A 21,692-nucleotide genomic window follows, 5' to 3' on the forward strand; every position below is an offset into this window, starting at 1 on the left:
GGGTCATTCAAGGCCCGGGATTCGAGGCACGGATTGGGTATGTCGGGCAGGACACCCCCCAAGGTTGCAGTATTGATGGGCGGCGCCTCGGCCGAGCGCGAGGTGTCGTTGTCATCGGGACGTGAATGCGCCGCGGCGCTGCAGGCCGAGGGCTATGAGGTGGTCACGCTGGATGCGGGCGCCGATCTGCCCGCGCGGCTGGCCGAGGTCGCGCCCGATGTCGTGTTCAACGCGCTGCATGGCCGCTGGGGCGAGGATGGTTGCGTTCAGGGCCTGCTGGAATGGCTGCGTCTGCCCTATACCCATTCGGGTGTGCTGGCCTCGGCGCTGGCGATGGACAAGCAGCGCACCAAGGATATCTACCGCGCCGAGGGCCTGCCCGTGGTGCCCAGCGTGCTGGCCACGCAGGGCCAGATCGCGGCCGCGCATCTGATGCCGCCGCCCTATGTGGTGAAACCCTTCGACGAAGGCTCATCCGTCGGCGTCGTGATCGTGCGCGAGGGCATGAACGCCCCCCGCCTGCCCGAAGGTCTGCCCGATGTGCTGATGGTCGAGGCCTATGCGCCGGGCCGCGAGCTGACCGTGACCGTGATGGGCGACCGTGCCCTGGGCGTGACCGAGATCATCACCGATGGCTGGTATGATTACGATGCCAAGTACAAGCCGGGCGGATCGCGCCATGTCTGCCCCGCCGAATTGCCCGATGACATCACCGCGGCCTGCATGGATTACGCGTTGCGCGCGCATCATGCCCTTGGTTGCCGGGGTGTCACGCGGACCGATTTCCGCTGGGATGACGCGCGCGGGCCGGAGGGGCTGGTGCTGCTGGAGACCAACACGCAGCCGGGCATGACGCCCACGTCGCTGTCGCCGGAACATGCCGGGCTGATCGGCCTGAGCTTCGGGCAGTTCTGTGCCTGGATGGTGGAGGATGCATCATGCAACAGGTGACCCCGCGCCTTGATCCGGCGCCTTCGCGCTGGTCCTACCGGATGCAGCGGCTGATGCTGACGCCGCTTTATCGCAACCTGTTGCGGATCGGGGTGCCCTTCGTGATCGCCTTCGGGTCGGTCACGCTTTACATGTCCGACGATCAGCGCCGCGACACCGTGGTGCAGGGATTTGTCGATCTGCGCGAGCAGTTCCAGACCCGGCCGGAATTCATGGTCAACCTGATGGCGATCGACGGCGCATCCAGCAGCGTGGCCGAAGATATCCGCGAGGTGCTGCAGCTGGATTTCCCGATCAGCAGTTTCGATCTGGAGCTGGAAGATATCCTGGCCCAGATCCGCGACCTGCCGCCGGTACAGGATGCCAGCCTGCGCGTCCGTTCGGGCGGGATCCTGCAGGTCGATGTGGTCGAGCGCAGCCCGGCCGTGGTCTGGCGCACCGCGCTGGGCCTTGAGGTGCTGGATGTCACGGGCGCGGTGATCGCGCCCGCCGCCTCGCGCGAGGCGTTCGCCGCCTTGCCGCTGATCGCGGGCGAGGGGGCGGATCGCCATGTGACCGAGGCGCTGGACCTTGTGCGCGCCGCAGGCCCGCTTGGCGCGCGGATGCGCGGCCTTGTGCGCGTGGGCGACCGGCGCTGGGATGTGGTCCTTGACCGCGAGCAGCGCATCCTTTTGCCCGAGGAAGGCCCGGTGCAGGCGCTGGAGCGCGTGATCGCCATGGGGCAGGTCCACGAGATGCTGGAGCGCGACCTGTCCGTCGTGGACATGCGCCTGAGCCAGCGGCCCACCATCCGGATGAACCCTGCCGCTGTCGAACAGTGGCGCGAATTGCAGACAACTCATGCAGGGATTGCAAGACAATGATCGAGCTTTATGAAAGCCAGCGCGCCATGCGGAACATGCGCCGCGCCGCCATGCAGCGCGGCGTCGTGGCCATTCTTGACGTGGGCAGCTCGAAGATCGGATGCCTGGTTCTGCGCTTTGACGGGGCCGATCGCGGGATCGAGGTCGAAGGCGTCGGGCCGATGGCGGGGCAGGCGGGGTTCCGGGTGATCGGGGCGGCGACCACGCGGTCGCGCGGCGTCCGCTTCGGCGAGATCCACGCCATGCAGGAGACAGAGCGCGCGATCCGCACCGCGGTGCAGGCGGCGCAGAAGATGGCCAATATCCGCGTCGATCACGTGATCGCCTGTTTCTCGGGCGGGGCGCCGCGCAGCTATGGCCTGGCTGGTGCGATCGACCTGGAAGGGCATGTCGTCACCGAACAGGATGTCAGCCGCGTTCTCAGCGCGTGCGACGTGCCCGAATACGGCGAGGGGCGCGAGGTGCTGCATGCCCAGCCCGTCAATTTCGCGCTGGATCACCGTTCGGGCCTGAGCGATCCGCGCGGCCAGATGGGGATGCGCCTGGCCACGGACATGCACATGCTGACGGTGGATGCCGCGGCGATCCAGAACCTGGCCCATTGCGTCAAGCGCTGCGATCTGGAACTGGCCGGTGTCGCCTCGTCTTCCTATGTGTCGGGCATCTCGGCCATGGTCGAGGACGAGCAGGAACTGGGCGGGGCCTGCATCGATCTGGGCGGCGGCACGACCGGCATCTCGATCTTTATGAAAAAGCACATGATTTATGCCGACAGCGTCAAGATGGGCGGCGATCACGTGACCGGCGACATCTCGATGGGGCTGGGTGTGCCGACGGCCACGGCCGAGCGGATCAAGACCTTTTACGGCGGAGTGGTGGCCACGGGCATGGATGATCGCGAGATGATCCAGACCGGCGGCGACACTGGCGACTGGGAACATGACCGCCGCACCGTCAGCCGCGCCGAACTGATCGGGATCATGCGGCCGCGCGTCGAGGAGATCCTGGAAGAGGTGCGCGCGCGTCTGGACGCGGCCGGGTTCGAACACCTGCCCAGCCAGCAGATCGTGCTGACCGGCGGCGGCAGCCAGATCCCCGGTCTGGATGGTCTGGCCAGCCGCATTCTGGGCCAGCAGGTTCGTCTTGGACGCCCGCTGCGGGTGCACGGCTTGCCGCAATCGGCAACCGGCCCCGGTTTTGCCAGCGCGGTGGGCCTGTGCCTTTTCGCGGCGCATCCGCAGGACGAATGGTGGGACTTCGAGATTCCGGTGGATCGCTACCCCGCGCGGTCCCTCAGAAGAGCCGTAAAATGGTTCAAGGACAACTGGTAACCGCTAGATATGGCCTGTTCGGCGAAATCCCGCGTGCGAGTCGCGGTGGATTGCCATATTTTGTGGTGAATTCGCGTTTTTTTGGTGACGATCCCGGTGGATCGGGTTAAGAATAATACCGAACAGGCAGAAAAATGCCCGCAAATGCGGGCTTTAACATCAGGCGGACAGATCATGACATTGAACCTTTCGATGCCCGGACATGAAGAGCTCAAGCCCCGTATCACCGTGTTCGGTGTCGGCGGTGCGGGCGGCAATGCGGTCAACAACATGATCGAGAAGAAGCTGACGGGCGTCGAATTCGTCGTGGCGAATACCGACGCGCAGGCGCTGCAGCAAAGCAACGCGCCCAGCCGGATCCAGCTTGGCGTCAAGGTCACCGAAGGTCTGGGGGCAGGGGCCCGTGCGGCCGTGGGGGCCGCCGCCGCAGAGGAATTGATCGAACAGATCGTCGATCACCTGGCGGGCGCGCACATGTGCTTCATCACCGCCGGCATGGGCGGCGGTACCGGGACGGGTGCCGCGCCGATCATCGCGCAAGCCGCGCGCGAACTGGGGGTGCTGACCGTCGGCGTCGTGACCAAGCCCTTCCAGTTCGAGGGCGCCAAGCGCATGCGTCAGGCCGAGGAAGGCGTCGAGGCGCTGCAGAAGATGGTCGATACGCTGATCATCATCCCCAACCAGAACCTGTTCCGTCTGGCCAATGAAAAGACCACCTTCACCGAAGCCTTCTCGATGGCGGATGATGTTCTGTATCAGGGCGTCAAGGGTGTGACCGACCTGATGGTGCGCCCCGGCCTGATCAACCTTGACTTCGCCGATGTGCGCGCCGTCATGGACGAGATGGGCAAGGCGATGATGGGCACCGGCGAGGCATCGGGCGAGGATCGTGCGATCCAGGCCGCCGAAAAGGCCATCGCCAACCCGCTGCTGGACGAAATCAGCCTCAAGGGCGCCAAGGGCGTTCTGATCAACATCACCGGCGGACATGACCTGACCCTGTTCGAACTGGACGAGGCCGCCAACCGCATCCGCGAGGAAGTGGACGCCGACGCCAATATCATCGTGGGCTCGACCCTCGATACCGACATGGAAGGCATGATGCGTGTCAGCGTCGTCGCCACCGGCATCGACGTGGTCGAAGCCGCAGCCGAGATCCCGCGCCCCCGCCGCGGCATGGCGCAGCCCCTGACCCAGCAGGTCAGCCAGGAAACGGCCATTGCGGCCGCCGCCCCGGCACCCGTTGCCGCAAGGCAGGCGGAACCCGCCCCGGTGCAGGCACCCGCGGAAGTGGCGGCCCCCGTGCAGCGCAAGGCCGAGCCGACCTTCTTCGAGGATCTGGACGTGCAGCGGACCGCCGCCTCCGAGCAGATGGACGACATCTTCGCGGAAGATGCGGACCAGGACGACAGCCTGCCGCCCCCGGCCTATCAGCCGCGCCAGGTGCAGCCCCAGGCCCGCTATGAAGAGGACGAGGAGCAGGCCGCCGCTTTCGTGGCACCGCGCGCCCCCGCGCCCGGCACACCCACACCCGAGGCGCTGGCGCGTCTGCAGCAGGCCGTCAGCAAGGCGGCACCCGGCGTGCAGCGTCCCCAGCCCCAGCCCCAGCCGCAGCCGGAGCCCGAGCAGCGCCCGCGCTTCGGCATCAACTCTCTGATCAACCGCATGACGGGCCATGCACCCGAGGCGCAGGAACGCGCCCCGGTCCAGCCCGCCCGTCAGCAGCCCCCGGTGCGCGCGCAGGCCTCGCAAGGCTATGCGCAGCAGGCTCGGCCCGCGCCGACCGATGCGCAGGATCCTGACCAGGAGCGGATCGAAATTCCGGCCTTCCTGCGGCGTCAGGCGAACTGATACCGGCCGTATCCGGCTGATCATATCCTTTGGAACAGACCGCCTTCGGGCGGTCTTTTTCGTTTTTGATCAAGGTATTGAGGCGGCACATCCGGCAAGATGGCAGATATCCGCCCATCGGTTTCGGGGATGTTTCAAACGGTTACAAAGATTGAATTGTTACCAAAGCGTCACAACCCTATTTTTTCGGCAAGGCGCCAGACCGCCATTCCCAATCCGAAGGCTTGACGTGCAGCATACTTTGAAATCGGCGGTTCGCTTCGACGGCGTAGGGCTGCATTCGGGCAAGCCCGCCCACATGGTGATCCACCCCGCAGCCGCAGAGCACGGGATCTGGTTCCGCCGTAGCGACGTGCTGTTCGGCGACGCGATGATTCCCGCCCGGTGGGACGCGGTGCGCCAGTCGCCGCTGTGCACCCTGCTGGAAAACCAGGCGGGTGTGACCGTATCGACGGTCGAGCATGTGATGGCCGCGCTGGCTGGTTGCGGCGTGCACAACGCGCTGATCGAACTTGACGGTCCCGAAGTGCCGATCCTTGACGGCAGCGCCGCAGCCTTCGTGCGCAGCATCATGCAGCGTGGCCTGCGGGCGCAGGCCGCCCCGGTGCGGGCGCTGCAGGTTCTGGAAACGGTCGAGGTGCGGCGCGGGGATGCCTGGGCGCGTCTTGCGCCGTCTGACAGCCTTGTGATCGATTTCCACATCGAGTTCGAGGATGCGGCCATCGGCGCGCAATCCAAAAGCCTCGTGATGTCCAACGGCACATTCGTGCGCGAATTGTGCGACAGCCGCACCTTCTGCCGGCAATCCGATGTCGAGGCGATGCATGCTTGCGGTCTGGCCCTGGGCGGGACGCTGGAAAATGCGGTTGTCGTCGATGGTGATCGTGTCCTCAGCCCCGGTGGCCTGCGCCACCGTGACGAGGCCGTGCGCCACAAGATGCTGGATGCGCTGGGTGATCTGTCGCTGGCGGGGGCGCCCTTGTTGGGGGCCTACACCGGGCACCGGGCAGGCCACGCCCTGACCAACGATCTGTTGCGCGCGCTTTTCGCGCGTCCTTCGGCCTATCGGATGGTGGTCTGCGATCCGGCGATGACCGCTCGGCTTCCGGGTGTGGGCGTTCACATGGACGAAATTCCGGCGGTAGCATAAGTCACGCGCAGGCGGGGGTGGCATATCTCTGTCGGCCTATTTGCGCCAAAGACGTTTTGCACCGGAATTTTCTGTGCTAGGACCATCCTTAACGGCAGGGTCGATCCCTGCGGACGAGACCAGACAAGGGTGAGAGCAAGCATGACAGGCGGGTCCCGAACAAGCGTGATCGGTGGCGTTCTACTGGCTGTTCTGCTGGCGGGATGCGACAGTACGGCGGAACGTGCGGGGCGCGGATCGATTCCCCTCGACAGCTTCACGGCCGAACAGATCTACGAACGCGCCGAGTTCGAAATCGACCGTAACCGGCCCGAGGACGCTGCCTTCTATTTCTCGGAAATCGAACGGCTCTATCCCTATTCGGAATGGTCCAAGCGCGGTCTGATCATGCAGGCCTATTCCTATCACACGGCCCGCGATTACGAAAACAGCCGCGCCGCGGCGCAACGCTACATCGATTTCTACCCCGCCGACGAGGATGCGGCCTATGCGCAGTACCTGCTGGCCCTGTCCTATTACGACCAGATCGACGACGTGGGCCGAGACCAGGGCCTGACCTTCCAGGCGCTGCAGGCGCTGCGCACGGTGATCGAGGTCTATCCCGACAGCGAATATGCCAGCTCGGCCATCCTGAAATTCGATCTGGCCTTCGACCATCTGGCCGGCAAGGAAATGGAGATCGGGCGCTATTACCTGAAGGGCAATCACTATACCGCCGCGATCAACCGCTTCCGCGTGGTGGTGCAGGATTTCCAGACCACCAGCCATACCGCAGAGGCGCTGCATCGTCTGGTCGAGGCCTATCTCTCGCTTGGCCTGACCGAAGAGGCGCAGACCGCCGGGGCGATCCTGGGGCACAACTTCCGTGCAACCACCTGGTACGAGGACAGCTTCAAGCTGCTGAATGGCCGCGGTCTGGAACTGGAGGCCGCGGGCGACAGCTGGCTTGCGCAGATCTATCGCCAGACGATCCGCGGACAGTGGCTGTGATGCCCATGCCTTGTGCCACTGGCGGACAGGCATGAGCCGGGGGCAGGCCGGGAATGCTGCGCGCGCTTGAAATTCGCGACATGCTGATCATCGACCGGCTGGATCTTGCCTTCCAGCCGGGACTGAACGTGCTGACCGGCGAGACCGGGGCGGGCAAGTCGATCCTGCTGGACAGCCTCGGCTTCGTGCTGGGCTGGCGCGGGCGTGCCGAACTGGTCCGGCAGGGTGCGGACCAGGGTGAGGTGGTCGCCGTCTTCGATTTGCCTCGGGGCCATGCTGCCCATGCGGTGCTGGAAGAGGCGGGGCTGCCTGCGGGACCCGAGCTGATCCTGCGGCGCATCAACACCCGCGACGGGCGCAAGACATCCTGGATCAACGACCGGCGCTGTTCCGGCGAGGTGCTGCGCGCGCTGTCCGATACGCTGGTCGAATTGCACGGCCAGCATGACGATCGCGGCCTGCTGGACCCCAAGGGCCACCGCAACCTGCTGGATGCCTTCGCGGGGGTGGCCGGGCAGCTTGAGACCGTGCGCGCCGCATGGCGGCACCGCGCCCGCCTGATGCGCCAGCTGGCCGAGGCTCAGGCGGCGCTGGACGCCGTGCGCGCCGAAGAGGAATTCCTGCGTCATGCCGTGGCCGAACTGGATGCGCTGGATCCCCAGCCCGGCGAAGAGGCCGAACTTGATACACGCCGCCGCATGATGCAGGGGGCCGAGCGGATCCGCGAGGACATGGCCCGCGCCCATGCAATCCTGGGACCGCAGGGGGCCGAAGGTGCCATGGGCGATGGTCTGCGCTGGCTGGACGGCATCGCGGACCGGGCCGAGGGGATGCTGGATGCGCCGCTTGAGGCGCTGGGGCGCGCGCTCAATGATCTGGCCGAGGCGGTGCAGGGGATCGAACGCGCGCAGGACGTGCTGAGCTTTGATCCCCACGCGCTGGAGACGGTCGAGGAGCGGTTGTTCGCGATCCGGGCGCTGGCGCGCAAGCACGAGGTGCTGGCGGATGATCTGGGCGCCTTTGCCGAGGGCTTGCGCGACCGGCTGTCGGCGCTGGATCGCGGTGATGCGGACCTCAAGCTGCTCAAGGCGGAACTGGGCCGCGCGGATGCGGCCTATGACGTGGCGGCGGCGGCACTGACGGCCGAGCGGACCGAGGCCGCGTCGCGTCTTGATCAGGCGGTCACGGCCGAACTGGCCCCCCTCAAGATGGAACGCGCGGTGTTCCGTACGGTGATCGAGCCGTCGGAACCCGGACCCGAGGGGCGCGACAGCGTGGCCTTCAGCGTGGCGACAAACCCCGGTGCGCCTGCGGGGCCGCTGGGCCGCATTGCATCGGGCGGGGAACTCAGCCGGTTCCTGCTGGCGCTCAAGGTCTGCCTGAGTGATCGCGACGCGGGCATCACCATGATCTTCGACGAGATCGACCGCGGCGTGGGCGGGGCGACCGCCGATGCCGTCGGGCGCAGGCTGGCGGCGCTGGCGACAGGCGGGCAGGTTCTGGTCGTGACCCATTCGCCCCAGGTGGCGGCCCTTGGCGCGCATCACTGGCGGGTGGAGAAACGCGTGCAGTCCGACATGACGACAACCACCGTCGTGCCGCTAGATGCCGCCGCGCGGGTGGACGAGATCGCCCGGATGGTGGCCGGCGACACGATCACCGACGAGGCCCGTGGCGCCGCGCGGGCGCTGCTGGCCGGGACGGTCTGAGCCTGTCGCAGGTCACGCCGGTCGCATCGGTTGCGTCTGGATATTTGAAGCAAGAAGAAACGAAGGGGCGGGGCGCTCAGTTATCCTGGCGCAGCATCTTGCCCGGATTCATGATGTTGGCCGGGTCCAGCGCCATTTTCAGCGTCTGCATCACGTCCCAGGCCTGCCCGTGTTCGGCCTGCATGTAATCCAGCTTGCCCAGCCCGATGCCATGTTCGCCGGTAGCGGTGCCACCCATGTCCAGCGCGCGGGTCACCATGCGATGCGCCAGCGCCTTGGCGGTGCTTTCCTGCGCGGGGTCGGCCGCGTCATAAAGCAGGATGGCATGAAAATTGCCGTCCCCCACATGGCCCAGGATCGGCCCCGCGATCCCCGAGGCCGCGATATCCGCCTGGGTCTGCGTGACCGCTTCGGCCAGGCGCGAGATCGGCACGCAGATATCGGTGACGATGGCCATGGCGCCGGGGCGCGAGGCCTTGATCGCGTAATAGGCGTTGTGGCGCATGGCCCAGAGCGCGCGGCGATCCTCGGGCTGGGTGGCCCAGTCGAAGCCGGTACCGCCATGGTCCGCGACGATCTCGCCGAAGGTGTCGACCTGTTCGCGCACGCCCGCCTCCGAGCCGTGGAATTCCACCATCAGATGCGGTTGCAACGGAATCCCGGTGCCCGACCAGGCATTGACGGCGGCCACGCTGGCTTCGTCGATGAATTCGATCCGCGCCATCGGCAGGCCCAGCTGGATCGTGTCGATCACGGCCGCCACGGCATCGGTCATGTCGGAAAAGCCGCAGATCGCGGCGGCTGTCGCCTCGGGCTGGCCATGCAGGCGCAGGGTCATCTCGGTGATCAGGCCAAGGGTGCCCTCGGCGCCGACGAAAAGCCCGGTCAGATCATAGCCCGCAGCGGTCTTGCGCGCCCGCGTGCCCGTGCGGATGATGCGGCCATCGGCCAGCACCACCTCAAGGCCCAGCACATTGTCGCGCATGGTGCCGTAGCGCACCGCCGTGGTGCCGCTGGCGCGGGTCGAGGCCATGCCGCCCAGCGAGGCATTGGCCCCCGGATCGACCGGAAAGAACAGGCCCGTGGCGCGCAGCGCCTCGTTCAGCGCCTCGCGGGTCAGGCCGGGTTGCACGACCACGTCCATATCGGCGGCATTGATCTGCAACACCCGGTTCATCAGGCGGAAATCCACGCAGACACCGCCATGCGGCGACTGGGCCTGACCCTCGAGCGAGGTGCCGGCGCCATAGCCCACCACGGGAATGCCATGCGCCGCGCAAAGGCGCAGGATGGCGGACACCTCGGCGGTGGATTCGGGGTAGACGACGATCTCGGGCGGCATCAACGGGAAATGCGTCTCGGAGCGACCGTGCTGGTCGAGTTCGGACTTGGACCGACTGGCGCGTTGTCCTAACAAGGTGGTCAGATCGTCAAGAACTGTCTGGCGGGTCATCCGGTTCTCCCAGCAATGCGGATTGACCAAACCTAGGCCAAGCGGGCAGGACGGGGAAGGGGCAAGAGCATGGAACGAGCAGCGCGGCTGCATCCCCGCAGGGCCGGCCGCCTCGTGACCGGAGGGCTGTCGTGATGCGTCAGGCCATTGCGGCCCATGTGTTGCAACTGTCGCGTCGGGCATTGACCTGGCTGGCCGAAGCCCTGCGCCTTCTGCGCAAGCGCGGCCCCAGCCAGTTCCAGTTCTGGCTGATCGCCCTGGTCATCGGGATCGCTGCGGGTTTCGCGGCCCTGCTGTTCCGCAAGGGCATCGAAACGCTGCAGGCCCTTCTCTACGGGACGGATGACGTGGCCAGGCTGCACAGCTTCGCCGAAACCATGCCCTGGTACTGGATCCTGATCCTGCCCATCGCGGGGGGGCTTGTCGTGGGGCTGATCCTGCACCGCTTCACCCCGGATGGGCGCGTGCGCGCCGTGGCCGATGTGATCGAGGGGGCTGCGCTGCAGAATGGACGGGTGGAGCATCGCGCGGGCATCGCCTCGGCAGCGGCGTCACTGATCACGCTGTCGACGGGCGGCTCAAGCGGGCGCGAAGGCCCGGTCGTGCATATGGCGGCGGTGATTTCCAGCTGGGTCAGCGAACGCATCCGCGCGGATGGAATCACCGGGCGCGACCTCTTGGGCTGCGCGGTGGCGGCGGCGGTCTCGGCCAGTTTCAACGCGCCCATCGCGGGCGCGCTTTTCGCGCTCGAGGTGGTGTTGCGGCATTTCGCGGTTCATGCCTTCGCGCCCATCGCCATTGCCGCCGTCGCAGGCACGGTGATCAACCGCATCGAATACGGCGGCGTGACCGAGTTCAGCCTGCCGGGCTTCAGCACGCTGGAATTCTACGGCGAATTGCCCGCCTTCCTGATCCTGGGACTGGTCTGCGGCCTGGTGGCGACGGCGCTGATGCGGTCGATCTTCCTGGCCGAGGATGTGGGAAACCGCATCCAGGAGATGACCGGCCTGCCGCGCTGGCTGCGCCCGGCGGTCGCGGGGGCGATGCTGGGGGGGCTGGCGATCTGGTTCCCGCATATCATAGGCGTGGGCTACGAGACGACATCGGACGCGCTGACCGGCCAGCTGCTGCTGCATGAGGCGGTCGTCTTCTGCGCGCTCAAGGTGCTGGCGGTGGCCATCACCATGGGGGGGCGCATGGGGGGCGGCGTGTTCTCGCCCTCGCTGATGGTGGGCGCGCTGACGGGTCTGGCCTTCGGCATGATCGCCACGTCGATCTTCCCCGAGGTTTCAGGCGCCAGCACGCTTTATGCGCTGGTGGGGATGGGGGCGGTGTCGGCGGCGGTTCTGGGCGCGCCGATCTCGACCACGCTGATCGTGTTCGAGATGACGGGCGACTGGCAGATCGGGATCGCGGTCCTGACAGCTGTCTCGCTGTCCACGGTGCTGGCCTCGCGGCTGGTGGACCGTTCGTTCTTTCTGACGCAGCTGGAACGGCGCGGCGTGCATCTGGCGGCGGGGCCGCAGGCCTATCTTCTGTCGATGTTCCGGGTTGCCGCCGTGATGCGCAAGGTGGGCGATCCCGGCATGGCCGATGAGACCGCTTGCCACGAGATGATCGAGGATGGCATCTTCGTCGATGCGACAGCGACCCTCGAGGCGGCCTTGCCGCTCTTCGACCGGGCAGGCGTTCCGTTCCTGCCGGTGATAACCCCGGCCACGGGGGACGAGGCGCCACAGCTCTGGGGCGCGCTGTTCCATGTCGACGCCCTCAAGACCTACAACAGCGCCCTGGCCGCCACCGCCGAAGAGGAACACAGCTAGGCGCGTAGCCTGTCTGCGACGCGCCTGTTTCTTCTTGCTGCAAATATCCATCCGCAACGGCCGGGGCCTTGCGGGCGGCCAAAGGATCAGACCTGTTCGACGGCCACGCTGTCCGAGGCATAGAAGGCGAGGTGATCCTTGATCCGTTCCATCCCCGGTTTGGGATCCTCATAGGACCAGGCGGCATTCTTCAGCGTCGTGCTTTTGGTCACGATCGAGAAATAGCTGGCATCGCCCTTGTGCGGGCAATGGGTGCTGTGATTGGTCCGGTCCAGGAAGGCCATCGCGATATCCTTGCGCGGGAAATAGATCACGAAGGGCATCTCCCCTTCCGTCAGTTCCAGCGCATCGTTCGATTCGCCCAGCACGGCCCCGCCGGCGCGGACCACCCATGTGCCATCGGCCTTGGTTATCTTGATATGGTCAGCCATCGTTTTCCCCCCGTTTCGGTATGTCTTGCCCTTCGGATATGACAGGCGCGTGTCACAGCGGGGCGGTTGCCTGTGCCAACCATACCCGTGCCGCATCCGAAATCCGAGGGCCGATCTTGTCGAGACATGCGGCATGGTAGCTGTTGAGCCAGGCACGATCCTGCGCGGTCATGAGGCCGGGCAGGATCAGGCGACGATCGATCGGCACCCATGTCAGCGTGTCGAAGCTGAACATGGCGCGATCATCGGCGCCGGCAAGGGCAGGGGCCTCGCGCACCACGATAAGGTTCTCGATACGGATGCCGAAGGCGCCCTCGCGGTAGTATCCCGGCTCGTTCGACAGGATCATGCCGGGCTGCAGGGGCACCTCGGACACGCGGCTGATCCGCTGCGGGCCTTCATGCACGCACAGATAGACCCCCACGCCGTGCCCGGTGCCATGGTTGAAATCCAGCCCCGCGGCCCACAGGGGCGCGCGGGCGATGGCGTCGATGTCGCGCCCGGCCAGCCCCTTGGGAAAGCGCAGCTGCGAAATGCCGATCATGCCCTGCAACACGCGGGTAAAGCAGGCTTTTTCCAGATCGCCAACCTCACCGACAGGCAGGGTGCGGGTGATGTCGGTGGTGCCGTCCAGGTATTGCCCGCCGCTGTCCACCACGATCAGATGGCCCGGTTCCAGCCGCGCGTTGCTGCTGCGCGAGACGCGGTAATGCATGATCGCGCCATTGGGGCCGGTGCCCGCGATGGTCTCGAAGCTGATGTCGCGCAGCGCGTTGGTGGCCCGGCGGAAGCCTTCAAGTGCGATCGCCACGTCGATCTCGGTCAGGCTGCCGGGTTCCTGTGCGTCGAACCAGCACAGGAATTCCACCATGGCGGCGGCATCGCGCAGATGCGCCTCGGTGGTGGCGGCGATCTCGGCCGTGGTCTTGGTGGCCTTGGGCAGGATGCAGGGATCCTGGCCCCAGGTGCAGGCGACGCCCGCCTCGGCCAGTTCCATCGAGACCCACAGCGGCGCGGTGGCGCGGTCCACCCGCACGGGGCCGGACAGGCTGCGCAGGCCGGGGCCGAAGGCCGTGACCGGGCGCAGCGTCACCTGCGACCCCAGATGGGCGCGCAGGGCGTCGTCGCATTTCACCGGGTCGGTGTAGAGGGTCAGGTGGGCGTTGTCATACAGCACGGCAAAGCCATGCGGCACCGGGTTGCGCGGGATGTCGGACCCGCGCACGTTCAGCAGCCAGGCCAGGGAATCGGCCAGCGTGATCACCGCCGCGCTCTGTCCCGCCGCGCGCAAGACCTCGGCCAGGCGGGCGCGCTTGGATGCGCTCGTTTCGCCGGCCAGATCCTCGGGGTAGGGCGTGATGGGGCCGGTCGGCGGTGCGGGCTGATCAGGCCAGATACTGTCCACCGCATTGGCGACAGGCGACAGGGTGATCGCGTGGCCCGACAGCGCATCCTCCAGCTTGCCGATCTCTTCGGCCGTGTGCAGCCAGGGATCGAAGCCGATCACGCCGCCATTGGGCAGTTCGGCGCGCAGCCAGTCGGCAAGCCCGGTTTCGGGCCAGGGCACAGGCGTGAAATGGGCCAGATCGACCTGGCCCTTCACCTGTGTGCGATAGCGCCCGTCGATGAAGACGCCCGCCACATGCGGCAGCACGCAGGCAAAGCCCGCCGATCCGGTGAAACCGCTCAGCCAGGCCAGCCGCGCATCATGCGGGGCGACATATTCGCCCTGATGGGCATCGGCGCGGGGCACCAGGAACCCCGTCAACCCCGCCCGTGCAAGATGGTCGCGCAGCGCGGCCAGCCGGGGTGGGCCCTGCTCGGGGCGGGCGCTTTCCTCGAACGTCTGAAACATCCTACATGGCCCTTTTCATGCCAAGCATCCGGGCGCGAGCGCGCGGGTCGCGGTCGAAGAGGCCCGCCAGCTGTTCGGTCATGGCGCCGGCCAGCTGATCCACATCGGTGATGGTCACTGCATGCTGGTAGTAGCGCGTCACGTCATGGCCGATCCCGATGGCGATCAGTTCCACGGCGCGGCGCTTTTCCACCATGGCGATCACGTCGCGCAGGTGCTTTTCAAGGTAATTGGCCGGGTTAACCGACAGGGTGGAATCATCCACCGGCGCACCGTCCGAGATCACCATCATGATCTTGCGCGCCTCGGGGCGGCCGATCATGCGGCGATGCGCCCATTCCAGCGCCTCGCCGTCGATGTTTTCCTTCAGAAGCCCTTCCTTCATCATCAGGCCCAGGTTGGACCGGGTCCGCCGCCATGGCGCGTCGGCGGATTTGTAGATGATATGGCGCAGGTCGTTCAGGCGGCCGGGTTGCTGCGGACGGCCTTCGGCCAGCCATTTCTCACGGCTCTGGCCGCCTTTCCAGGCGCGGGTGGTAAAGCCCAGGATCTCGACCTTGACCGAGCAGCGTTCCAGCGTGCGCGCCAGAACATCGGCGCAGATCGCCGCGATCGATATGGGGCGGCCCCGCATCGAGCCCGAGTTGTCCAGCAGCAGCGTCACCACCGTATCGCGGAATTCGGTGTCCTTCTCGACCTTGAAGGACAGGGGCGTGGTGGGGTTGGCGACAACCCGCGCCAGGCGGCCCGCATCCAGAATGCCTTCTTCCATGTCGAACAGCCAGGACCGGTTCTGCTGCGCCTGCAGGCGGCGCTGCAGCTTGTTGGCCAGACGGCCCACGGCCCCCTTGAGAGGGTCCAGCTGCTGGTCCAGATAGGCGCGCAGGCGCTCCAGCTCGACCGGATCGGCCAGCTCTTCGGCCAGGATTTCTTCATCGAAATCCGTGGCATAGACGGCATAGTTCGGGTCCGCATCGGATATGGGCTGCGGCGCGGGCGGCTCCAGCGGGGCCTCGCCATCGGGCAGTTCCGTATCCTCGCCCATTTCCTGATCGGCCAGCTCGTCCATCGAGACCTGTGCCTGGCTTGCGTCCTGGCTGTCGTCCTGGGACTGTTCGGGGCTGGCTTCGGCCTCTTCCTGCTGCTGGTCGTCCTGACCGCTGCTGTCGGGGTCTTCCTGCTGCTCGGCGCTGTCCTCGGCATCGTCCTGATCGTCGTCGGGCTGATCCGGGTCATCGCCCAGCTGATCGCCGTAACCCAGATCCTCGATCACCTTGCGGGCGAAACGGGCGAATTCGGCCTGGTTGGACAGCTTGTCCTGCAAGGCGTCCAGCGTGCCGCCGGCCTGATCCTCGATGAAGCCGCGCCACAGTTCCATGACGTTCTGCGCACCTGCGGGCAGGGGACGCCCGGTGGCCAGATGCCGGATCATGTAGCCCGCGGCAGTCGCCAGCGGCGCGTCCGAGGCCTGCGTGATCTGGTCATAGCCCGCGCGCGTGGCCTCATGCGCGATCTTGGCGTCGATGTTGCCGGCGGTGCCGGGCATGTCGCGCGCGCCCATCGCCTCGCAGCGGGCGGTTTCCATCGCCTCGTAAAGCTCGCGTGCCATTTGCCCCGGCGGGGCATAGCGCGCGTGGGTGGCATCGTTGTGATAGCGGCGGTGCAGCGCCAGCGCGTCGGCCGTGCCGCGCGCCAGCAGCACCTCGTCGCGGGTCATGCGGCGGCTGACCTGGGGCAGGCGCATCGCATCGCCCGACAGGCCCGATGGATCGACCGAATAGCTGATGGTCAGCTCCGGGTCATGGGCCATGACCTTGGTCGCCTCGGCCAGGGCTTTCTTGAACGGATCGGCGGGGTTGTCTGTCGGTTTGCTCATCTCACCTCTCCGGTCGCACTGCGGCCGCTTGGGCCTGGACTGGCGCGCCTCCACCCGGCGGGCGGGCGCGCCGTCCGATCACTTCATCGCCATGCTGGCCGCCGATTCCGGCAATTCCTCGTCGAACAGGCGCTGGTAGAACTCGGCCACGGTCTGGCGCTCCAGCTCGTCGCATTTGTTCAGGAAGGTCAGCCGGAAGGCATAGCCCACGTTGCGGAAGATCTCGGCGTTCTGGGCCCATGCGATGACGGTGCGCGGGCTCATGACGGTGGACAGATCGCCGTTCATGAAGGCGGTGCGCGTCAGGTCCGCGACGGTGACCATCTGCTTGATGGTCTTGCGGCCCTTGTCGGTGTTGTAATGCGGGTTTTTCGCCAGCACGATATTCGTCTCGGCCTCGATGCTGAGGTAGTTCAGCGTCGCCACCAGGCTCCAGCGGTCCATCTGGCCCTGGTTGATCTGCTGGGTGCCGTGATAAAGCCCGGTGGTGTCGCCCAGGCCCACGGTGTTCGCGGTGGCGAACAGGCGGAAATACTTGTGCGGGGTGATCACCTCGTTCTGGTCCAGCAGCGTCAGCTTGCCGTCCACTTCCAGCACGCGCTGGATCACGAACATCACGTCGGCGCGGCCTGCGTCATATTCGTCGAAGACGATGGCGGTGGGGTTGCGCAGCGCCCAGGGCAGGATGCCTTCCTGGAATTCGGTGACCTGCACGCCGTCCTTGAGCTTGATCGCATCCTTGCCGATCAGGTCGATCCGGCTGATGTGGCTGTCAAGGTTGACGCGCACGCAGGGCCAGTTCAGGCGGCTGGCGACCTGTTCGATATGGGTCGACTTGCCCGTGCCGTGGTAGCCTTGGATCATCACGCGGCGGTTGTGGCTGAAGCCTGCAAGGATCGCCAGGGTCGTGTCCGGGTCGAACTTGTAGGTGCTGTCTTCCTCGGGGACGCGCGCGGTCCGTTCGGGGAATCCCCTGACGACCATATCGGTGTCGATCCCGAAGACCTCGCGGACCGAGATGTCTTCGGTGGGTTTTGCGTTGATGTCGATCATGCCGTCGGCCATGGAGCTGTCCTTCCCGTCGCGGGCCGCCGGCCCGCATGCATCGCTTTGTGTCGCTTTCAGGTTTGGTGCAACATAATCCGGGCAAGGGCAAGGGGGGCCGCCGTTTTCCGTTCCGCCGCCTTCGGTCGCGCCGAGTGCCATCGTGATCGGATGACGCGATTTTGACCACAGGCGGGCGAAGCGACTTTGGCTTGTGGAAAAAGACCCGGACAGTATAGTCGGCGGACCGATATCGACCGATATGACCCAGACCCAACTCGGCCCTGCCAGACCGGAGCGGCGACAATGGCGAAAAGCCCGCAACCCGATGCGATGCTGTGCTTCAATCTCTATGCGGCCAGCCACGCGTTTACCCGCTATTACAAGCGGCTTCTGACGCCTCTGGGGCTGACCTATCCGCAATACCTGGTGATGTTGCGCCTGCATCACGCCGATGGGCAGCATGTGGGCAGCCTTGCGCGCGACCTCTGCCTCGAGACGAACACCCTGTCGCCGCTGCTCAAGCGGATCGAGGCGATGGGGCTGGTGCGCCGGGCGCGCAGTGCTGCGGATGAGCGCCGGGTGGACCTGTTCCTGACGGATGCGGGCCGGGATGTGGCGGCGCGTTGCGCCGAGATCCCCGCGCAGATCTTTGCCGAACTGGGCCTCGACATGGCCGAGGTGCGACAGGCCACCGCAACGATGCTCAGGCTGCGTGCGCAGCTCGCCGTCCATGACGGCGATCTGGCCCAGGCCTGACAGGCGCCCGATCGCCGCGCGCCTTGCCTACTTGAAGTTGCGGCTGTCCTTGATCTGGTCCCAGGCCCAGACGACCTCTTGCAGCTGCTCTTCCTGGCTGCGGTCGCCGCCGTTCATGTCGGGATGCAGCACCTTGATCAGCGCCTTGTAGGACTTGCGTACCTCGGCCTTGGTCCAGTGGTCCTTGGCTTCCAGGATCTCGATCGCGCGGCGTTCGGTGGGCGGCAGCTTGCGCGTGCCCCCGGTGATCGACTTGCCCGGATTGCGCGTCGCATTGCTGCCCAGAACCTGGTGCGGATCCTCGATCCCCAGCCGCGCCCAGGCGCGGGCCTCGGGATCGCCCATGGGTTTCGTGGCCCGTTCCCAGACCTTGTCCTTGGACATCTGCGCGTTGATCTCGGCCTCGGTGGTGCCGTCGAAGAAGTTCCACTTGAGGTTATACTCGCGCACATGGTCCTTGCAGAACCACAGATAGTCATCCAGCACGTCCGGCGCCTTGGGCGCGCGGAACTTGCCCGCCTCCTGGCAGCCGTCGTGATCGCAAATCCGGCTCGAGGTTTCGACAGCCCCCGACATGCCCCGCCGACCGCGTGGATTTTTCTTCTTGGCCGACGATACGGACATGTCGAACCCGAAGGGATCTGGCTTGGTCATAGGTTCACCTTTTCGACTCGGAGCACAGAGTTTAGACTGTTTGCACAAGGATTGAAGGGGGCATGCAGGTAAAATTATGAACAGGGCAGACGAGATCAAAACAGCACTGGATGCGGCGTTTTCGCCGCAACATATTGAAGTCATTGACGAAAGCGAGGCTCATCGCGGTCATTCGGGCTATGCCGAAGGCGGCGAGAGCCATTTTCGTGTCGTCATCCGCGCGCCTGCCTTTGCCCCGATGAACCGGATCGCCCGCCATCGCGCCATCCATGCCGCGCTGGGGCCCGCCCTGATCGGCCGGATTCACGCGCTTGCGCTGGATGTTTCGGGCTGATCAGGCCTTTGGTTCGGGCGTCTCGTCATCGCTGCGCGCAAGGCTGCCGGACAGCGCGCGCGGCGAGGGGACGGCGGGCGCATTGTCCGAGGGTGCTGCATGGGCGCTCAGGACCGGGCGAAAGACCTGCGCCGCCTCTGGCGCGGCATCAGTCGGCGCCTCCAGCAGACGCGGACGGAACGCGGCCAGTTCGGCCTCGCGCGCACGGCGGAACACCATAACGTTGTGATAAACGGTCTTGGTGCCGGTCAGGCCCGAGCGTTCCTCCGAGGGCAGGGTTTCGGCGCGCTGGAATTCCCAGCCATCGGCGGCCATGGCGTTCATGGTTTCCTGCAAGGACAGGGCGAAACGTTCCTGGGTCGTCTTGACGCCCTTGGCCTTGGTGCCCTTCACGGGCGCGGGAATGACACGGTATTCGTAACTCATGCACCTGTCCTGCTTGCTGGGTCGCGTGGTTCTAGCAGGACAGCGACCCCTGTTCCAGTCAAACCGGACGGCGGCCCGATCATCGGCGGCAGATCGCGCGCATGGGCGCGCAGATCATCCTAGCGACGCTTGAGCGCGATGGACCGGCCCACGCGTTCGGGTCGTGGCAGCACATCATGCGCGGCCTGCAACGCCGCCAGTTTCGCGCGGATATCGTCGGGCATGGGGGCGACGCGGGGGCCGGACATGTCGATATGCAGCCCCAGCGCCTCGCCGGTGGCGGCCAGCCAGCCATCCTCGTGCCACAGCTCCTGATATGTGTGGAACCGCTTTTCGTCATGCGCGATCAGCTGGAAGGTGCAGCGCACCTTCGCGCCCAGATGCAGTTCGCGCACATAGCAGATGTGGAACTCTGCCGTGAAGGTCGTGTGCTGGCGCGCCTTGATGTAATCGGGGCCAAAGCCCATCAGGCTATAGGCCTCGTCGGCGCAGCGGTCGAACAGCACGTTGTAAAAGGCCATGTTCATGTGGCCGTTGAAGTCGATCCACTGCGGCTCGACCTCCATCACCGAGGATGTGAACGGCGCGGGAATGCTCATCGGTCTCTCCTTCCGCAGGCAGGGGGCAGGGCCCCCATCACAGGCCCAGCTTTTCCATCACCAACTGGTTGACGGTGGCCGGATTGGCCTTGCCGCCGGTGGCCTTCATGACCTGACCCACGAACCAGCCTGCCAGTTTCGGGTTCTGCTTGGCTTTTTCCACCTGCGCGGGGTTCTCCGCGATGATCTGATCGACCGCCGCCTCGATGGCGCCCGTATCGGTGACCTGCTTCATGCCGCGCGCCGCGACGATCTGCGCGGGATCGCCGCCTTCGGTATAGACGATCTCGAACAGGTCCTTGGCGATCTTGCCCGAAATGTCGCCAGACGCGATCAGGTCGATGATCCCGCCCAGTTGCGCAGGGCTGACCGGGCTGTCGGTGATATCGAGGCTGTCCTTCTTCAGACGCCCGAAGAGTTCGTTGATGACCCAGTTCGCGGCTATCTTGCCGTCACGCCCCTGCGCCACGGCTTCGAAATAGCTGGCCGCGTCCAGTTCGGCGGTCAGAACACTGGCGTCATAATCGGTCAGGCCGAAATCTCCCATGAACCGCGCCTTCTTGGCGTCGGGCAGTTCGGGCAGGCGCGCCTTGATGTCATCGACCCAGGCCTGTTCGATTTCCAGCGGCAGCAGGTCGGGGTCGGGGAAGTAGCGATAGTCATGCGCCTCTTCCTTGGACCGCATCGAGCGTGTCTCGTTCTTGTCCACGTCGTAAAGACGGGTTTCCTGCACCACCTCGCCACCGGCCTCGACGATGGCGATCTGGCGCCGCGCCTCGACCTCGATCGCCATCTGGATGAAGCGCATCGAGTTCATGTTCTTGATCTCGCAGCGCGTGCCCAGATGGCTGAAATCGCCGGTGGCCTGGTATTTCTCGTACTGGCCGGGCGCGCAGATCGACACGTTCACATCGGCGCGCAGGTTGCCGTTCTGCATGTTGCCGTCGCAGGTGCCCAGATAGCGCAGGATCTGGCGCAGCTTGGTGACATAGGCGGCGGCTTCTTCGGGGCCGCGGATGTCCGGGCGGCTGACGATCTCCATCAGGGCAACGCCGGTGCGGTTCAGATCGACAAAGGACATGTTGGGATCCATGTCATGGATCGACTTGCCCGCGTCCTGCTCAAGGTGAATCCGCTCGACCCGCACAAGGCGGGCGACACCGGGGCCCATCTCGACCAGAATCTCGCCCTCACCGACGATGGGATGGTAAAGCTGGCTGATCTGGTAGCCCTGCGGCAGGTCGGGATAGAAATAGTTCTTGCGGTCAAAGGCGGACCACAGGTTGATCTGCGCCTTCAGGCCCAGCCCAGTGCGCACCGCCTGTTCCACGCAGTATTCGTTGATGACAGGCAGCATGCCGGGCATCGCCGCATCCACGAAGGACACGTTGGCATTGGGCTCGTTGCCGAATTTCGTCGAGGCCCCCGAGAAAAGCTTGGCGTTCGAGGATACCTGCGCATGGACCTCCATCCCGATCACAAGTTCCCAATCCTGCTTCGCGCCGGAAATGACGCGGGGTTTCGGGGTCTCATAGGTCAGATCAAGCATCGGTGCGGTCCTTTGTCATGCCGTGCAGGCGTTCTAGGACAGGG

19 protein-coding genes are annotated in these 21,692 nt (G+C 65.8%); 10 read left to right on the forward strand and 9 right to left on the reverse strand.

Annotated elements, in window-relative coordinates; all coding sequences use genetic code 11:
- Window positions 1–39 precede the first annotated feature (39 nt).
- The 7 genes from ACMUJL_RS18680 to recN all read left to right on the forward strand — a co-directional run bounded on the left by ACMUJL_RS18680 (window position 40) and on the right by recN (window position 8,845).
- Window positions 40–951, forward strand: a complete 912-nt coding sequence (locus ACMUJL_RS18680) for a D-alanine--D-alanine ligase (protein ID WP_375571795.1) — start codon at window positions 40–42, stop codon at window positions 949–951.
- On the forward strand, window positions 939–1,814 hold the full coding sequence (locus ACMUJL_RS18685) for a cell division protein FtsQ/DivIB (protein WP_375571793.1): 876 nt from the start codon (window positions 939–941) through the stop codon (window positions 1,812–1,814). The genes ACMUJL_RS18680 and ACMUJL_RS18685 overlap by 13 nt, the downstream gene beginning before the upstream one ends.
- On the forward strand, window positions 1,811–3,145 hold the full coding sequence (gene ftsA / locus ACMUJL_RS18690) for a cell division protein FtsA (RefSeq protein ID WP_068286758.1): 1,335 nt from the start codon (window positions 1,811–1,813) through the stop codon (window positions 3,143–3,145). Before ACMUJL_RS18685 ends, ftsA begins: the two co-directional genes overlap by 4 nt.
- Before the next feature lie 174 nt (window positions 3,146–3,319).
- Entirely contained in the window at window positions 3,320–4,996 is a 1,677-nt protein-coding gene (gene ftsZ, locus ACMUJL_RS18695) for a cell division protein FtsZ (RefSeq protein WP_375571790.1), read from the forward strand.
- A 229-nt stretch (window positions 4,997–5,225) separates the two neighbouring features.
- On the forward strand, window positions 5,226–6,146 hold the full coding sequence (gene lpxC, locus ACMUJL_RS18700; protein ID WP_068286754.1) for a UDP-3-O-acyl-N-acetylglucosamine deacetylase: 921 nt from the start codon (window positions 5,226–5,228) through the stop codon (window positions 6,144–6,146).
- A gap of 141 nt (window positions 6,147–6,287) precedes the next feature.
- The gene (locus tag ACMUJL_RS18705) at window positions 6,288–7,136 is read left to right on the forward strand and encodes an outer membrane protein assembly factor BamD (protein ID WP_375571788.1); all 849 of its coding nucleotides are present in this window, start codon (window positions 6,288–6,290) and stop codon (window positions 7,134–7,136) included.
- Between the two features lie 53 nt (window positions 7,137–7,189).
- Entirely contained in the window at window positions 7,190–8,845 is a 1,656-nt protein-coding gene (gene recN / locus ACMUJL_RS18710; RefSeq protein WP_375571786.1) for a DNA repair protein RecN, read from the forward strand.
- 76 nt (window positions 8,846–8,921) lie between these two features.
- Here recN and ACMUJL_RS18715 read toward each other — a convergent pair whose 3' ends face one another.
- The gene (locus ACMUJL_RS18715) at window positions 8,922–10,298 is read right to left on the reverse strand and encodes an FAD-binding oxidoreductase (protein WP_416914389.1); all 1,377 of its coding nucleotides are present in this window, start codon (window positions 10,296–10,298) and stop codon (window positions 8,922–8,924) included.
- Between the two features lie 134 nt (window positions 10,299–10,432).
- On the opposite strand from ACMUJL_RS18715, the gene ACMUJL_RS18720 reads away from it, so the two are divergent.
- Complete coding sequence (locus tag ACMUJL_RS18720) at window positions 10,433–12,121, forward strand: chloride channel protein (protein ID WP_068286744.1); 1,689 nt, start codon at window positions 10,433–10,435, stop codon at window positions 12,119–12,121.
- A gap of 86 nt (window positions 12,122–12,207) precedes the next feature.
- Here ACMUJL_RS18720 and ACMUJL_RS18725 read toward each other — a convergent pair whose 3' ends face one another.
- From ACMUJL_RS18725 to cobS, 4 genes are all read right to left on the reverse strand, one after another.
- On the reverse strand, window positions 12,208–12,552 hold the full coding sequence (locus tag ACMUJL_RS18725) for a DUF427 domain-containing protein (protein WP_375571781.1): 345 nt from the start codon (window positions 12,550–12,552) through the stop codon (window positions 12,208–12,210).
- A 52-nt stretch (window positions 12,553–12,604) separates the two neighbouring features.
- A complete protein-coding gene (locus ACMUJL_RS18730; RefSeq protein WP_416914390.1) occupies window positions 12,605–14,407 on the reverse strand; it encodes an aminopeptidase P family protein in 1,803 nt (600 codons plus the stop codon).
- Between the two features lies 1 nt (window position 14,408).
- Window positions 14,409–16,283: a cobaltochelatase subunit CobT gene (gene cobT / locus ACMUJL_RS18735; protein ID WP_068286740.1), complete on the reverse strand. Its 1,875-nt coding sequence runs from the start codon at window positions 16,281–16,283 to the stop codon at window positions 14,409–14,411.
- 78 nt (window positions 16,284–16,361) lie between these two features.
- On the reverse strand, window positions 16,362–17,348 hold the full coding sequence (gene cobS, locus ACMUJL_RS18740) for a cobaltochelatase subunit CobS (RefSeq protein ID WP_375571777.1): 987 nt from the start codon (window positions 17,346–17,348) through the stop codon (window positions 16,362–16,364).
- Between the two features lie 285 nt (window positions 17,349–17,633).
- On the opposite strand from cobS, the gene ACMUJL_RS18745 reads away from it, so the two are divergent.
- Window positions 17,634–18,086: a MarR family winged helix-turn-helix transcriptional regulator gene (locus ACMUJL_RS18745; protein WP_375571775.1), complete on the forward strand. Its 453-nt coding sequence runs from the start codon at window positions 17,634–17,636 to the stop codon at window positions 18,084–18,086.
- 27 nt (window positions 18,087–18,113) lie between these two features.
- On the opposite strand, the gene ACMUJL_RS18750 is transcribed toward ACMUJL_RS18745, so the two are convergent.
- The gene (locus ACMUJL_RS18750) at window positions 18,114–18,740 is read right to left on the reverse strand and encodes a J domain-containing protein (protein ID WP_068286729.1); all 627 of its coding nucleotides are present in this window, start codon (window positions 18,738–18,740) and stop codon (window positions 18,114–18,116) included.
- Window positions 18,741–18,816: 76 nt separating this feature from the next.
- Here ACMUJL_RS18750 and ACMUJL_RS18755 point away from each other — a divergent pair, with 76 nt between their 5' ends.
- Window positions 18,817–19,074: a BolA family protein gene (locus ACMUJL_RS18755; RefSeq protein WP_068286726.1), complete on the forward strand. Its 258-nt coding sequence runs from the start codon at window positions 18,817–18,819 to the stop codon at window positions 19,072–19,074.
- Here ACMUJL_RS18755 and ACMUJL_RS18760 read toward each other — a convergent pair whose 3' ends face one another.
- The 3 genes from ACMUJL_RS18760 to gatB form a co-directional block, all read right to left on the reverse strand.
- Window positions 19,075–19,500 (reverse strand): DUF4177 domain-containing protein, encoded by a 426-nt coding sequence (locus tag ACMUJL_RS18760; RefSeq protein WP_375571772.1) that lies wholly within the window; start codon window positions 19,498–19,500, stop codon window positions 19,075–19,077.
- Window positions 19,501–19,619: 119 nt separating this feature from the next.
- Window positions 19,620–20,099 carry a thioesterase family protein gene (locus ACMUJL_RS18765; RefSeq protein WP_068286721.1) on the reverse strand — a complete coding sequence of 160 codons (480 nt, stop codon included), beginning with the start codon at window positions 20,097–20,099 and terminating at the stop codon, window positions 19,620–19,622.
- A gap of 37 nt (window positions 20,100–20,136) precedes the next feature.
- Window positions 20,137–21,648: an Asp-tRNA(Asn)/Glu-tRNA(Gln) amidotransferase subunit GatB gene (gene gatB, locus ACMUJL_RS18770; protein ID WP_375571770.1), complete on the reverse strand. Its 1,512-nt coding sequence runs from the start codon at window positions 21,646–21,648 to the stop codon at window positions 20,137–20,139.
- Between the last annotated feature and the right edge of the window lie 44 nt (window positions 21,649–21,692).

The organism is Seohaeicola sp. (genome assembly GCF_048006315.1).
Taxonomy (GTDB): domain Bacteria; phylum Pseudomonadota; class Alphaproteobacteria; order Rhodobacterales; family Rhodobacteraceae; genus Seohaeicola.